The 14,338-nt window shown below is 62.2% G+C and carries 11 protein-coding genes; 7 read left to right on the forward strand and 4 right to left on the reverse strand.

Going from position 1 to position 14,338, the window contains the following annotated elements; translation table 11 throughout:
- Positions 1–174 precede the first annotated feature (174 nt).
- From glcD to glcF, 3 genes are read left to right on the forward strand one after another with little or no spacing between them, the layout of a single operon-like run.
- Positions 175–1,674, forward strand: coding sequence for a glycolate oxidase subunit GlcD (gene glcD / locus ACY8D3_RS19335; protein ID WP_462380451.1), 1,500 nt, complete (start codon positions 175–177; stop codon positions 1,672–1,674).
- Complete coding sequence (glcE, locus tag ACY8D3_RS19340; RefSeq protein WP_462380452.1) at positions 1,674–2,750, forward strand: glycolate oxidase subunit GlcE; 1,077 nt, start codon at positions 1,674–1,676, stop codon at positions 2,748–2,750. The genes glcD and glcE overlap by 1 nt, the downstream gene beginning before the upstream one ends.
- A 7-nt stretch (positions 2,751–2,757) precedes the next feature.
- A complete protein-coding gene (gene glcF, locus ACY8D3_RS19345) occupies positions 2,758–3,981 on the forward strand; it encodes a glycolate oxidase subunit GlcF (protein ID WP_462380453.1) in 1,224 nt (407 codons plus the stop codon).
- Positions 3,982–3,994: 13 nt separating this feature from the next.
- On the opposite strand, the gene ACY8D3_RS19350 is transcribed toward glcF, so the two are convergent.
- From ACY8D3_RS19350 to ACY8D3_RS19360, 3 genes are all read right to left on the reverse strand, one after another.
- Positions 3,995–4,945, reverse strand: a complete 951-nt coding sequence (locus ACY8D3_RS19350; protein WP_462380454.1) for a hypothetical protein — start codon at positions 4,943–4,945, stop codon at positions 3,995–3,997.
- 75 nt (positions 4,946–5,020) lie between these two features.
- The gene (locus ACY8D3_RS19355; protein ID WP_462380455.1) at positions 5,021–5,977 is read right to left on the reverse strand and encodes a hypothetical protein; all 957 of its coding nucleotides are present in this window, start codon (positions 5,975–5,977) and stop codon (positions 5,021–5,023) included.
- A 433-nt stretch (positions 5,978–6,410) separates the two neighbouring features.
- Positions 6,411–7,310: a LysR family transcriptional regulator gene (locus ACY8D3_RS19360; RefSeq protein WP_462380456.1), complete on the reverse strand. Its 900-nt coding sequence runs from the start codon at positions 7,308–7,310 to the stop codon at positions 6,411–6,413.
- 102 nt (positions 7,311–7,412) lie between these two features.
- Here ACY8D3_RS19360 and ACY8D3_RS19365 point away from each other — a divergent pair, with 102 nt between their 5' ends.
- Positions 7,413–8,690, forward strand: a complete 1,278-nt coding sequence (locus ACY8D3_RS19365) for an MFS transporter (protein WP_462380457.1) — start codon at positions 7,413–7,415, stop codon at positions 8,688–8,690.
- Here the strand turns inward: ACY8D3_RS19365 and ACY8D3_RS19370 are convergent.
- The gene (locus tag ACY8D3_RS19370; RefSeq protein WP_462380458.1) at positions 8,635–9,543 is read right to left on the reverse strand and encodes a LysR family transcriptional regulator; all 909 of its coding nucleotides are present in this window, start codon (positions 9,541–9,543) and stop codon (positions 8,635–8,637) included. The two genes, ACY8D3_RS19365 and ACY8D3_RS19370, sit on opposite strands and share 56 nt — an antisense overlap.
- Positions 9,544–9,706: 163 nt before the next feature.
- Between ACY8D3_RS19370 and ACY8D3_RS19375 the strand changes: the two genes are divergently transcribed.
- The 3 genes from ACY8D3_RS19375 (at position 9,707) to ACY8D3_RS19385 (ending at position 14,301) form a co-directional block, all read left to right on the forward strand.
- Entirely contained in the window at positions 9,707–10,111 is a 405-nt protein-coding gene (locus ACY8D3_RS19375) for a heme-binding protein (protein WP_462380459.1), read from the forward strand.
- Positions 10,112–10,135: 24 nt separating this feature from the next.
- Positions 10,136–12,307 (forward strand): malate synthase G, encoded by a 2,172-nt coding sequence (locus tag ACY8D3_RS19380; RefSeq protein ID WP_462380460.1) that lies wholly within the window; start codon positions 10,136–10,138, stop codon positions 12,305–12,307.
- A 290-nt stretch (positions 12,308–12,597) separates the two neighbouring features.
- Positions 12,598–14,301 carry an L-lactate permease gene (locus tag ACY8D3_RS19385; protein ID WP_462380461.1) on the forward strand — a complete coding sequence of 568 codons (1,704 nt, stop codon included), beginning with the start codon at positions 12,598–12,600 and terminating at the stop codon, positions 14,299–14,301.
- The last annotated feature ends 37 nt before the right edge of the window (positions 14,302–14,338 follow it).

The raw sequence follows: 14,338 nt of genomic DNA on the forward strand, positions 1-14,338 counted from the left end.
GAAGTGCTCTAGAACAAGCTTTGTATTCGGAATGCGTAGCCGTTGGCCCCAATAAACTGGTCGGACCAGTCGATATGGAGATAGCTATTCGCGCATGGCTGAGGTCTATTCAAAGCATAAGACGCCCGCACCTCATCCAGTGCTGGGTCAGCACAACAAGCGACGGATATCCTCATGAACATCCTCTACGACGCTCGCGTCGATGGCCCGCTGCCGCAGGTAGACAAGGCCGCATTACTGAATGCGCTGCGTTCGCGTGTACCCGATCTCACGCTATTGGTAGAACCTGAAGAGCTGCGTCCCTACGAGTGCGATGGGCTATCGGCCTATCGAACCGCGCCGATGCTGGTCGCTCTGCCTGAGCGCGTCGAACAGGTCGAAGCGCTCCTAAAAGTCTGCCATGAGCAGAACGTCCCGATCGTCGCCCGCGGTGCGGGTACAGGGCTATCAGGCGGCGCACTGCCGCTGGAGCAGGGCGTACTTCTGGTTATGGCGCGCTTCAACCGCATCCTGGAAGTCAATCTGGGTGGCCGCTTCGCCCGTGTTCAGCCTGGCGTGCGCAATCTGGCGATCTCCCAGGCGGCCGCGCCCCATAACCTCTACTACGCCCCGGATCCGTCTTCGCAGATCGCCTGCTCGATTGGCGGCAACGTCGCCGAGAACGCCGGCGGCGTGCATTGCCTCAAGTACGGCCTCACGGTTCACAATCTATTGAAAGTGGAAATCCTGACCATCGAGGGCGAGCGCCTGACGCTTGGGGCCGATGCACTGGATGCACCCGGTTTCGATCTGCTGGCCTTGTTCACCGGTTCCGAAGGAATGCTGGGCATCGTCACGGAAGTGACGGTCAAGCTGCTGCCGAAGCCGCAGGTGGCGAAAGTGCTGCTTGCGGCGTTCGACTCCGTGGAGAAGGCCGGTGCGGCGGTGGCGGATATCATTGCGGCCGGGGTGATACCCGGAGGGCTCGAGATGATGGACAACCTGTCCATCCGCGCAGCCGAGGATTTCATTCACGCGGGCTATCCGATCGAGGCTGAGGCGATCCTGCTTTGCGAGCTCGATGGTGTCGAGGCAGATGTGCATGCCGATTGCGACCGCGTGCGCGACGTCCTCGAGCGGGCGGGGGCTACCGAAGTACGCCTCGCCCGCGACGAGGCCGAGCGCGTGAAGTTCTGGGCCGGCCGCAAGAACGCCTTTCCTGCAGTAGGACGCATTTCGCCGGACTATTACTGCATGGACGGCACCATCCCCAAGCGTGCGCTGCCACAGGTGCTCCGCGGCATTGCCGAGTTTTCCGAAACCTACGGGTTGCGCGTTGCCAACGTGTTCCACGCCGGTGACGGCAACATGCACCCCTTGATCCTTTTTGATGCCAATCAGCCGGGTGAGCTGGAGCGCGCGGAAGAGCTGGGCGCAAAGATCCTAGAGCTATGCGTGTCGGTCGGCGGCAGCATCACCGGCGAGCATGGCGTCGGTCGCGAAAAGATCAACTCCATGTGTGTCCAGTTCAACCCTGACGAAATCACGCTCTTCCATGCCGTGAAGGCGGCGTTCGATCCTGCGGGGCTTCTCAACCCGGGCAAGAACATTCCTACCCTGCACCGTTGCGCCGAATTCGGTGGCATGCACGTGCACGCCGGCAAGTTGCCATTCCCTGAACTGGAGCGCTTCTAATGAATACCGCAACGCGTGTGGAGCGCTCACACGACCAGGCCGATGCGCTGCTCGAAACGGTTCGAGACGCCGTGTCGACCGGGCAGCCCCTGGCGATCCGTGGCGGCGACAGCAAGGCCTTCCTCGGAAAGAAGGTCGAAGGCCATGCACTCGATGTACGCGCCCACGCGGGCATCGTCCAATACGACCCGACCGAACTCGTCATCACCGCACGGGCCGGGACGACATTGGCTGAACTTACCGCTGCGCTCGATGCAGGCGACCAGATGCTGGCATTCGAACCGCCCCTCTTCGATGGCGAAGCGACCCTCGGCGGCACGATCGCCAGCGGCCTTTCGGGGCCCCGCCGGCCGTGGGTCGGATCCGCGCGCGACTTCGTCCTGGGAACACGTGTCCTCACTGGCCAGGGCAAGCACCTGCGGTTCGGAGGTGAGGTCATGAAGAATGTGGCGGGTTATGACCTGTCCCGACTCATGGCCGCCAGCTTCGGCTGCCTAGGCGTGATTACCGAGGTGTCGCTGAAGGTGCTGCCGAAGCCGCGCATGTGCCGCACGCTCAGGCTGGAAGTGGATGCCGAGCGTGCGCTCGCACGGTTGGCGGAATGGGGTCAGCAGCCGCTGCCGATCAGCGGCGCAAGCCACGACGGCACTGCGTTGCACCTGCGTCTCGAAGGGGGCGAGGGCTCGGTCGAAGCCGCATGCGACCGGCTCGGTGGCGAGACGCTTGATGGCGAATACTGGGAAGCGCTGCGTGACTGGCGGCTACCCTTCTTCAGCGATGCGCGTCCGCTATGGCGCATCTCGGTACCGATCGCCACACCGTGCCTCGCGCTGCCGGGCGACCAGCTTATCGACTGGGGCGGGGGCCAACGCTGGCTGAAGTCGGATGCAGACGAAGACACCATCCGACGCATCGTCGAGGAGGTCGGTGGCCATGCAGCCTGCTACACGGCCGGTGCTGCGCGCAGCCCGTTCCATCCGTTGCCCGCAAGCCTGTTGCGCTATCACCGCCAATTGAAGGCACGGCTCGACCCGAAGGGCATATTCAACCCGGGTCGTTTGTACGCGGAAATATGAGGTCGCCATGCAAACCAATTTGAGTTCAACCGCGCAGCGCCTCGAACACGCCGCCGAAGCCGAGCGCGTGCTGCGTACCTGTGTGCATTGTGGTTTCTGTAACGCCACCTGCCCGACCTACCAGCTTCTCGGTGATGAACTGGATGGCCCGCGCGGGCGTATCTATCTGATCAAGCAATTCCTCGAGACGGACGAGGTTTCGGAAAAGACCCAGACGCACCTGGATCGTTGCCTCACCTGCCGAAACTGTGAGACCACATGCCCTTCGGGCGTCGAGTATCACAAGCTTCTGGACATCGGACGCGCCGCCGTCGAAGCGCGCGTCGAGCGTACGGTCGGCGAGCGTCTGCTCCGGACTGGCCTGCGCGCAGTCTTGCCGCACCCGCGGCTGTTCGGCGCCCTCACACGTAGCGGCCAGGCGTTCCGTCCGCTGCTGCCGGATAGCCTGAAGGCAAAGTTGCCTGCCACGATCAGCGCCCCGGGTGCACGGCCAGCAGTGCACCATGCACGGCGAGTGCTGATGCTGGAAGGCTGCGTGCAGCAGAGCCTGTCGCCCAATACCAACGCCGCGACCGCTCGGGTTCTCGACAAGCTGGGCATCAGTGTCACGGCCGCGAGCGAAGCGGGCTGTTGCGGTGCCGTTGATTATCACCTCAATGCTCAGGCGACTGGACTGGACCGTGCGCGTCGAAACATCGATGCCTGGTGGCCAGCGGTAGAGGGAGGCGCGGAAGCGATCGTGCAAACGGCCAGTGGCTGCGGCGCGTTCGTGAAGGAGTACGGCTACTTGCTGCGCGATGATCCTGAATACGCCGTCAAAGCAGAACGCGTGTCAGCGTTGGCAAAGGATCTGGTCGAGGTGCTTCGCGAGACGCCGCTGGAGACGCTGTCGATCCAGGCCGGCAAACGCCTCGCGTTTCATTGCCCCTGCACCCTGCAGCATGCGCAAAAGCTCGGTGGCGCGGTGGAGGATGTCCTCACGCGGCTTGGCTTTCACCTGACCCCTGTACCCGATGCTCATCTCTGCTGCGGCTCGGCCGGCACCTACTCCATCACGCAGCCCGAATTGTCGCGGCAACTGCGCGACAACAAGCTGAACGCATTGGAGAGTGGAAAGCCGGAGGAAATCGTCACGGCCAATATCGGCTGCCAGACACACCTCGGTGGTGCCGGTCGGACAGCCGTCCGGCACTGGATCGAGGTGGTGGACGAGGCGTTGAGCGCACGCTGAAGGACGCGTCGGGTCACGGCTTTTGTAGCGTGATCTGCGCGTCGATATTCAAGGTCGAGATGGAATACGCACTACCGATTCCCGGCATGTTTAGATCCTTGCGATAGGATTGCCCCAGCGCCAGTTTGGCGCTGGCAAGGGCGTCATGGGCATTGCCTCGAATGTAGCTGGTGTAGCGGGTGCCGTCCTTTTCATGGCCGAACTTCGCCTCGTAAATGGCGCGGTTGGTGCTGGTGTCGATGATGTCGAACACAACCGGTTCAGCATCGCAGCGGCCATTCCACTGTGTACCCGGTTTGACCGTGGCGGGCTGATGGGGCGGGAACATCATGCAGAGCATCGTGGCAAGTCGGTTCGGCGCAAGCAGGTTCAGGCTGTCCGGCTCATCCGTTCGGGGTGCGTAGCCCTTCATGCTTATGAATCCACCGTCGGCATCCAGCTGGACCTGGAAGGGCTCCTCGGTCAGCGACTTGAGGCGCTTCCAGCCTGCGTTGAGTGGATGATCCACATCCTCGAGGCCCGGATGTACGAGTTCGTAGTCATCGATGGGTTGCGCGTCCATCAAGGTGTGCGGCTGGCGAGTGTCGATAGTGAATTCCATGAACGCAAGATTTGCCTTGGCCGCTACGTAATCAACCTGAGCGCCCAGGGTTACTTGATCGTTATCTACGGACACTACTTCGAATCGCAGGCCGAACTCTGTCGGGCTTTTGCGTGGTTCATAGCGCGATAATGGCGGGTAAAAGGCGATGTGGCTGGTGGCTTCCGAATCGATCCGATAGTAGAAGGTCCTGCCGACGGAAAACGCGGCTGGGAGATGGGCCGCAACGATCTGCTTCACAGGCGCTTGGGTGTGATCGGTCTGTGGCGGTGGAGCCGGATCGCAAGCGGTCAGCGTCGTCAGAACAGCCAGCAGGGAGCACGCGCCGAAGCGGCGGGCGGTGGGAATATAGAAGAAAGGCATTATTGGATTCACGTCATGGCATCGGACACGTGCTTGAGCCCACGCGCCCAATGCGAAACAGGCATTTTTTGGATTTCAACGGTCGGCTGGGCGGACCGTGGTCAGATGGGTGAGGCGTGTCGCCAGCGCAGACGAATAGGGTTCACCCAGGGCAACGGCTTTCGCGCGGCAGGCGTTTTCCAATTCAGCGAAGCGCTCAGGCGACACCCCTCCGTCAGTTATCCACACGGAGTCGTCGACCGATCCTAGTCCCAGCAAAGGTCCCATGCGCCCGTAGAAGGTGGAGGCCGCAGCGGCGTCTGCCGTAAAGCTCAAAGCGTTGTTCTCGTAGCTTGTCTGTAGTGCCTCGTTATCGAATAAGAGGCTTGCCGCATACTCCTCCGGGCCGTCGCTTTCGCTCATCACTGCCCAGTTGATGCCTGGAACAAGCGCCGCCATGACTGCGCCGAAACCGGTGAAATTGAACGATGAAAGCGTATGCTCACCGGTCAGCTTCACTGAAACGTTACAACCAACCGCCAGCGTGTCGCTTCTGGGCGGCGGCAGGCTATCGGTGAACGGATTTCCCGACTTCTGAGGCGGCTTTTTGGTATAGGTGAGCACGACGTCATCGAGGATGAAGGTCACCGGGATTTCTTTCGTCGACGCTTCATTGGCTTGGGACGTTGCGTCAGTCGCCTGCTCCGACGCGATGGTCGTTATGGTGGCGGACAGCGGCACCGGCTTGCGATCAACGTATGCGCTAAACGCAGCTTCGGCCGCCTTGATCTGCTCCGGCTCCAGCGAGCCTCGGATCTGTATTGCATGCGTAGAACCGTCGTCTAGCGCCAGTTCGATGTTTGCCGGGTCTAGCCCCTGATCCTCCAGCACGCTGCGAATGTCATCGGCGTACCCCGAATCGATGCCGTGCTCATTTCCTGATGCCGCGCTGACCACGACTGACCGGTCGAACTCGAGCGTGAGCAGATGCTCCTTGCAGCCCGTCAGGAGCGAAGTGGTCAGAAGAGCGGCGGGTAATGTCTTGCGGTGCACGTGCCACGCCTCCCTGCGTGAAAAATGGCCGCGAAGAATGGCGCCTGGTATCCACGCGTTCAACGCGTCAAATCGCTGATCAAGGCGTCTGTCACGGCGCTCGTTATCCGGCGGCCCGGACTGTGCGAGCGATGCAGTACCGACACCGAAGGGTTCACATATTGATGGGCTGTTCGTACCAAGACGCCGGTAGGTGATGCCGTCAGTGCGCGCTGGGAGCCGGTTGCGGATAGCGTGTCGCGTACACCGACGTCTGGTGCCGCCAAGGCCTCAATCGGCGGCCGTGACTGACGTCAGCCGGTCGAGACCTGTACCGAAGTAGAAGGTGAATGGCTCGCCAAGCTCACGCGCGCGTTCTCGGCACCCTTCTCAAGCGTCGCAGCCGAGCGGCAATAGGCCTTGTCCGCATCGAGCCCAGGCCCGCCGGACGACGTCAGTCGAACCCGTAGTGAGCGCGGAGCGTATCCAGCAGGAGCGACTCGAGAATATCGGCCGAGGCGTTCGCCTCAGTTCGATTACGGTGCAGGCTCAAGGACACGGAAGGCAAGCGGGGTAATGAGGACTCGGGGCCGTCGATCACCTGCAGGTGGCGAGGCAAATCGAGCGCCGTTCGAATCATCACGCCAAGGCCTGCTCCGGCGGCGGCGAACAGTCCGCCAAGGCTGCGGCTGGTGAATGCCGTGCGCCAATGAAGGCCCTGTCTGTCCAGTGCAGCAATAGCGCAGGTCTGAAGCGGGCAAACGTTGTCGAAGAGCACGAGCGGTAGTGGGTCCTGTTCTTGCCAGGGCCAGGCCTCTGGCGCGAAGTTACCTATCCAGCGGATCGGCACCTCTCCCAGGGTCTCATGGTGGATGCCGGGTAGGATGGCCGGGCGGTCAACATGCCAAACCAGCGCCAGATCGAGCGCCCCTGTGGCGAGACCGTCGAGAAGTTCCACGCTTCGTGCCACTTGTGCCTCCACGCGAACGTCCGGGTACGCCCGGGCGTATTGCCCCAGCACCTGCGGTAGGAGGCGCTCACCAAAATCTTCCTGCAAACCAAGCCGTACGCGACCTTGCAGGGTAGGTATCCGAATGGCTGCAAGTGCCTCGTCATTCAGGGCGAGCAGCCGTTGGCCATATTGGAGAAGACGCTCGCCCGCCAGGGTTGGTTGGAGGTGGCGTCCATTCTTGCTGACGAGAGGAACCCCCAGCTGCTGTTCCAGCTTTCGCAACTGCGCGCTCACAGCGGACGTGGACCGTCCGAGGCGATCCGCAGCCCGACTGAAGCTGCCGAGTTCGATACCGAGCGTAAAGCTTCTAAGCGCATCAAGGTCCAAATTCTGGTAAGGCATGGAATGTCCCGTTTTTCGGGAATGTGAGTAAAGAATTATCTGATATTCAGGATGGTGCCTGGCCGCAAGAATAGCGCGTTCTTATTTAAAAGGAGCGCATTCGTGAAGGTGCACAAGCAGTCAGAAAGACGCCCGGACGCCCACCGCTGGAAGGTGCTGGCAACCGGCGTCACGGCGAACGTTGCGTTCTCGGCCGGGCTTAGTGGCCTGCCCGCAACGGCTGTCTACATGCGCGCGGACTACGGGCTCGATACCGCAGGCCTTGGCCTCATACTCGGGATCATGGGGCTTGGCCTTGCGATCAGCGAACTGCCTTGGGGTGTCGCGGCCGACCGCTGGGGCGACCGCCCGGTGCTCTTGATCGGTGTTGGCTCAGTGGCCGCCTTCTTCCTCTGGATGATGGGTTTTGCTGTTCCTGACGCGGACCATCTGCCCGTAGTTGCGCTCTCGATTGGACTGGTTGCGGTTGGGCTCTTTGGCGGCAGTGTCAACGGCGCCAGCGGGCGGGCAATCATGGCGTGGTTTGCAACGCACGAGCGGGGACTGGCCATGAGCATCAGGCAAACCGCAGTCCCGCTCGGGGGAGGAATGGGTGCATTGGGGCTACCCTGGATTGCCAGCCACTATGGTTTTGCCGGGATATTCGGTGCATTGGCGGCAGGCTGTGCGTTTTCGTTCGTCATGACAGCGTGTTGGTTGCGCGACCCGCCTCAGCGGGTGAGCGGCCTACTTGGGGCACCGTCACGGGCGGCCTGGAAGGATTCCGGACTCTGGCGAACGGCAGGGGCAATTGGGATACTTTGCCTTTCCCAGTTCGCGGTTATCAATTTCACCGTCCTGTTCCTCCATGACTACGCAGGGCTCGAGATCATGTGGAGTGCCATGACGCTGGCGGCCATTCATTTGATGGCTGGCGCAGCGCGTATCTGGAGCGGATATCTGACGGATCGTCGCGGCAACCGCAGGGGCTTCTGGCGGCGTTGCGTGTACCTCGCGTTTGGCGCGTTTCTGATACTGGCGTTTGCAAGCTGGGTATGGCCGGGCAGTAGGGCGATCGCGCTCCCTATGTTGATTGCCGGCGTACTGATTTCGACGTGGCACGGCGTGGCCTACATCGAGATCGCCAGTGCAGCCGGCACTCGGCGGGCCGGCACAGCGCTGGGCATGGCCAACACCTGCGTTTACATGAGTCTGTTCATCGCGCCCCTGGGTATCGGTCGTCTGCAGGAAGGCCTCACCTGGCCTGCCATCTGGACGATCGTGGCCCTGACGACGTTACTCGCCATCCCGCTAATGCCAAGGACGCAGCGGGTGGCGGCGCCTGTCATGCCTTCGTCCAATAATCCGGGTGACTGTAGATCTCCTTCAGGTACTCGATGAACAGACGGACTTTCGCGGGCTGGTATCGGTGCTGTGGATAGACCGCCTGGACGTCGTAGTCGGGCAGGGCGTAGTCATCCAGAACCGTCACCAGGTCGCCGCGCTCGAGTTCGGCCTGGATTTCCCAGGTCGACCGCCAGCCAAGGCCGAGTCCCTGCCGTATCCAGGCGAACAGTAGCTCGCCGTCATTGCATGACAGGTCGCCCGACACACGCACTGCCAAGGGTTTGCCGCCGCGCTGGAAGGTCCAGCTGCGCTGGTTGCCCGCCTGTGGATTGAAGGCAAGGCAGTTGTGGCCGGTGAGCTCTTCTGGCGTGACCGGGCGACCATGGCGGGCGAAGTAGCCGGGTGTGCCGCAGACGACCCGGCGGTTGCCGGCGAGCTTGATGGCCACGTAGTTGGGGTCGATGACCCCGCCGATGCGAATGCTCATGTCGAAGCCTTCAGCGACGAGGTCGACGACGCTGTCGGTGAAGTTGAAGGACAGGCGCAGCTCAGGGTAGCGCTGGCGAAAGCCCAGGACGTGCGGGGCGATATGGCGGCGTCCGAATCCTGCGGGCGCCGAGACCATCAGGTGCCCGCTGACCGAGGTGCTGCTGCTGGCAATGCCGGCTTCCATGTCGTCGAACTCGCGAAGCAGCAGCCGGGCCTGTTCCAGTAGTTGTTCACCGGTCTCGGTCAGGGTAAGGCCACGGGTCGAGCGATGCATGAGCTTTACACCCAATCGCTTTTCCAGCGCGTCGAGGCGGCGCCCCAGAATCGCGGGTGTCACACCCTCGGTCAGTGCGGCGGCGGCAAAGCTGCCTTTCTGGGCGACCTGAACGAAGCTGTGCAACTCGGTATAACGCGGCATTCGATACCTCAGGTATGGACAGAAACCGATTTTGAGCGCTTCACGGGTACCAATAGTACCGGCATGCTCAGCCTTACCGATAAAAATGTATCGATTCGAGTGGGTGCGTCGTTACGACGGCCCGCTTCGCCTCAGATCAAGTCCCGACCCCATAGGAGTCCCCATGCAATCCAAAGCCGTCCTGACCCAGCAAGAAGTCTCTCGAATGCTCGCCGCCGCACGCGACGAAGCGCAGAAGAACGACTGGAAAGTCGCGATCGCGGTCGTCGATGACGGGGGCCATCCGCTGGCGCTGGAGCGGCTCGATGGCTGTGCACCGATCGGTGCCTACATCGCGATGGAAAAGGCGCGCTCTGCGGCGATGGGTCGCCGTGAAACCAAGGGCTACGAAGAAATGGTCAATGGGGGTCGTACGGCGTTCGTGACCGCTCCTATCGTCACGGCGCTGGAGGGCGGCGTACCGGTCGTGCATGACGGCCAGGTGATCGGTGCCATCGGCGTGTCCGGCGTCAAGGCTGACCAGGATGCCCAAATCGCTACTGCCGGCGCTGCCGCGCTGGGCGCCTAAGTCGAACAACACGAGGAATTCGCCATGACCGAACGACTGACTTGCGAGCGGCTTCAGGTTGCCGCCAATCTCAAGCGCTTCCTGGAAGAGGAAGCCCTGCCCGGTACCGGGATCGACGCGGCCGCCTTCTGGAAAGGGTTCGACGCATTGGTCCACGACCTTGCACCGCGCAATCGCGAGCTGCTGGCCGAGCGTGACCGCATCCAGACCGCGATGGACGAATGGCACCGCGCCAATCCCGGTCCCATCAAGGACATGGCCGCCTATCGCACCTTCCTCGAGTCGATCGGCTATCTGCTGCCGGCCCCCTCAGGGGTGAAGGCAAACACCGCCAATGTCGACCTCGAGATTGCCCAACAAGCCGGCCCGCAGCTGGTCGTGCCCGTCATGAACGCACGCTATGCGCTCAATGCCGCCAACGCGCGATGGGGCTCGCTGTATGACGCGCTCTATGGCACCGATGTCATCAGTGAAGCCGATGGAGCCGAGAAGGGGCCGGGCTACAACGAAGTGCGCGGAGCCAAGGTCATTGCTTATGCCCGTGGCTTCCTGGATCGTGCTGCGCCGCTGGCGCAGGGCTCGCATGCCGACGTGACGGCCTATCGCATCGTCGATGGCGCCCTGCAGGCCAGCCTGAAGGCGGGCGGCACGGGTCTGGCACAGCCCGAAAAGTTCGTTGGCTATCAAGGCCAGGCGAGCGAGCCGGATGCGGTGCTGCTCAAGAACAACGGGCTGCACTTCGAAATCCAGATCGACCCGACCAGTGCGATCGGCCGGAACGACCTCGCCGGCGTGAAGGACGTGCTGATGGAGGCCGCGGTGTCCACAATCATGGACTGCGAGGATTCCATCGCCGCCGTCGATGCGGACGACAAGGTTCTGGTCTACCGCAACTGGCTCGGCCTGATGAAGGGCGACCTGGTGGAAAACCTCGAGAAAGGCGGCCAGCGCATCACGCGTCGTCTCAATCCGGATCGCCAATACACCGCAGCCAAGGGAGGCGAGCTGAGCCTGCATGGGCGGTCACTGTTGTTCATCCGTAATGTGGGTCACCTGATGACCAACCCGGCCATTCTCGATGGAGAGGGCAACGAGATTCCGGAAGGCATTCTCGATGCCGTGTGCACCAGCCTGATCGCCATGCACGACCTCCAGCGCAAGGGCAATTCCCGCACGGGCAGCGTCTACATCGTGAAGCCGAAAATGCACGGGCCGAAGGAAGTCGCCTTCGCCAACGAGCTGTTCGGCCGTGTCGAACAGGCGCTTGGACTGCCGGCCAATACCCTGAAGATGGGCATCATGGACGAAGAGCGCCGTACCAGCGCCAACCTGCAGGCCTGCATCGCCGAAGCGTCGGAGCGTGTTGCATTCATCAATACGGGCTTCCTCGACCGGACCGGCGATGAAATGCATACCGCCATGGAAGCCGGCCCGATGCTGCGCAAGGGCGACATGAAGTCCACGCCCTGGATCCAGGCATACGAGCGCAGCAACGTACTGGTTGGCCTGGCGAGTGGGCTGCGTGGCAAGGCTCAGATCGGCAAGGGCATGTGGGCGATGCCGGACCGCATGGCGGACATGCTGACCCAGAAGATCGGCCACCCCAAGGCGGGTGCCAATACGGCGTGGGTACCGTCGCCGACGGCCGCGACGCTGCACGCGATGCATTACCACGAAGTCGACGTACAGGCCGTTCAGCGCGAGCTCGAAGCCGTGGACCTTGCGGCTGAGCGCGACAAACTGCTGAACGATCTGCTGACCGTTCCGGTGGCTGCGGATCGCAACTGGAGCGCCGAGGAGATCCAGCAGGAACTCGACAACAACTGCCAGGGCATCCTCGGCTACGTCGTCCGTTGGGTTGAGCAGGGCGTGGGTTGCTCGAAGGTCCCGGATATTCACAACGTCGGCCTCATGGAAGATCGCGCGACACTGCGTATTTCCAGCCAGCACATCGCGAACTGGCTCCACCACGGTGTGGTGAGCGAGGGGCAGGTGATGGAAACGTTACAGCGTATGGCAGGCGTGGTGGACGGCCAGAACGCAGGTGACCCCATCTATCGCCCAATGGCGGCTGATTTCGAGCGCTCGTCTGCCTTCCAGGCCGCGAAGGATCTGGTACTCAAGGGCCGTGAGCAGCCTTCGGGTTACACCGAGCCACTGCTGCACGCATGGCGCTTGAAGTTCAAGCAGCAGTAATCGCGCGTATGCAGCGTGTCTGGTTGCCGCCCGCGTCCCAGACACGCTGTTAGGCTCTGTACGAAAAGTGCCTGCGCTGGGTGATGCTGGGTTGAAATCGCTCTCAGAATGCTCGTTTACAACACGTAAACTGCGCTTCTTCGAGCGATTTCGCCTTGCCTGACCTTCGCTCGACGACTTTTGGTACAGAACCTAGGCTGAGAACGCTTTAGGAGGGACGCTGTCGGAGCTTTGAAGCCAAGGTTGCGCCTCTGGCGCTGTGGTTCGATAAAAACAAAAAGGGACCCGCAATGAATCAAACCGCGCTGTCGTTAATGGCGTTTCTCCCCCTCGTGCTCGCGGGGGTCTTGTTGATCGGCTTTCGTTGGCCAGCCAAGGTCGCCATGCCACTCGTGTTCGTCGTCACGGCGATCATCGGCCTCACCGTGTGGGACATGTCCCTGGTACGCGTCGTCGCGTCCAGCCTCCAGGGCCTGATCCTGACCGCATCGATCCTTTGGATCATCTTTGGTGCGATCCTCCTGCTCAACACGCTCAAACACTCCGGTGGCATCGCAGCCATTCGCCGTGGCTTCGCCGGGGTCAGCCCGGACCGTCGCGTCCAGGTCCTTATCGTCGGTTGGCTCTTTGCCTGCTTCATCGAAGGCGCATCGGGTTTCGGCACGACGGCGGCGGTGGCTTCACCGCTGCTCGTTGCACTGGGCTTCCCGGCCCTGCCGGCCGTGACCATGGGCCTGATCGCACAGTCCACACCCGTCTCGTTCGGTGCAGTCGGTACGCCCATTCTGGTGGGGGTCGGCACCGGTATGGACCAGGCCGGAATCGGCGCGCAGCTGGCGGAGGTCGGCAGCTCCTGGGCGGTGTTCTTCCAGATGGTCACCGCACGTGTGGCTACCGTTCACGGCCTGATCGGGCTGACCATGCCGCTGATCCAGGTCATGATCCTGACCCGCTTCTTCGGCAAGAACGCCTCGTGGCGTGAGGGGCTGGCCATTGCGCCGTTCGCGCTCTTCACCGGCCTGGCCTTCTCGATTCCCTACATCGCGGCTGGCGTATTCCTCGGACCGGAATTCCCGGCCATGCTCGGTGCCCTTGTCGGGCTCGCGATCGTGGTGCCGGCCGCCCGTGCCGGCTTCTTGCTGCCCAAGGAACGATGGGATTTTGCCCCGGCTTCGGAGTGGCCAGCAGAATGGATGGGCCAGCTCGAGATGAAGGCCGAAGAGGCTGTCGGCCGCGCGCCGATCAGTGTGGGCATGGCCTGGGTACCTTACCTGCTGCTGGCAGCATTGCTCGTGCTGACTCGTGTCATCCCTGACCTCAAGGCATGGCTGATGTCGCTGAGTTTTGGCTGGCGCAACATTCTTGGCGAGACAGGGGTGTCTGGGCAGATCGAGCCGCTCTACCTGCCGGGCGGCATTCTTGTCGTCGTGGTGTTGATCACGTATTTCCTGCACGGCATGAAGCCGGCAAGCCTCATGCGCGCCGTCAGCGAGTCGAGCCGTACGCTGCTTGGGGCCGGGTTCGTCCTGATCTTCACCATTCCCATGGTGCGGATATTGATCAACTCTGGGGTAAACGGCAGTGACCTTGTGTCCATGCCGGTGGCAATGGCGCAGCTGGTAGCCGACAGCGTCGGCGACGTCTATCCCTTCTTCGCGCCCACCGTCGGTGCGCTGGGGGCGTTCATCGCCGGCTCCAACACCGTGTCGAACCTGATGCTGTCGCAGTTCCAGTTCAACACGGCTGAGCTACTCGCGGTATCAGGGGCCTTCATGGTGGCGTTGCAGTCGGTGGGCGCCGCCGCTGGCAACATGATTGCCATCCACAACGTCGTGGCAGCCTCCGCGACCGTGGGCCTGCTGGGGCGCGAAGGGGTGACGCTGCGCAAGACCATGCTGCCAACGCTCTATTACATCGTACTGGCAGGGGTGATAGGCCTGATTGGCTTCTACGTGATCGGGATTACCGACCCGCTCGTCGCAGGCTCGCCCTGATTTCACCGTTCATCGCCTTACAAAACGCCCGGCCGGT

This window comes from Pseudomonas sp. Marseille-QA0892 (assembly GCF_054950135.1).

What these genes read in the sequence shown, in the direction of transcription:
- ACY8D3_RS19375 (WP_462380459.1), top strand. Translation starts at nt 9,707, where the DNA reads ATGCAATCCAAAGCCGTCCTGACCCAGCAAGAAGTCTCTCGAATGCTC.
- glcE (WP_462380452.1), top strand. Translation starts at nt 1,674, where the DNA reads ATGAATACCGCAACGCGTGTGGAGCGCTCACACGACCAGGCCGATGCG.
- glcF (WP_462380453.1), top strand. Translation starts at nt 2,758, where the DNA reads ATGCAAACCAATTTGAGTTCAACCGCGCAGCGCCTCGAACACGCCGCC.
- ACY8D3_RS19380 (WP_462380460.1), top strand. Translation starts at nt 10,136, where the DNA reads ATGACCGAACGACTGACTTGCGAGCGGCTTCAGGTTGCCGCCAATCTC.
- glcD (WP_462380451.1), top strand. Translation starts at nt 175, where the DNA reads ATGAACATCCTCTACGACGCTCGCGTCGATGGCCCGCTGCCGCAGGTA.
- ACY8D3_RS19370 (WP_462380458.1), bottom strand. Translation starts at nt 9,543, where the DNA reads ATGCCGCGTTATACCGAGTTGCACAGCTTCGTTCAGGTCGCCCAGAAA.
- ACY8D3_RS19350 (WP_462380454.1), bottom strand. Translation starts at nt 4,945, where the DNA reads ATGCCTTTCTTCTATATTCCCACCGCCCGCCGCTTCGGCGCGTGCTCC.
- ACY8D3_RS19360 (WP_462380456.1), bottom strand. Translation starts at nt 7,310, where the DNA reads ATGCCTTACCAGAATTTGGACCTTGATGCGCTTAGAAGCTTTACGCTC.
- ACY8D3_RS19385 (WP_462380461.1), top strand. Translation starts at nt 12,598, where the DNA reads ATGAATCAAACCGCGCTGTCGTTAATGGCGTTTCTCCCCCTCGTGCTC.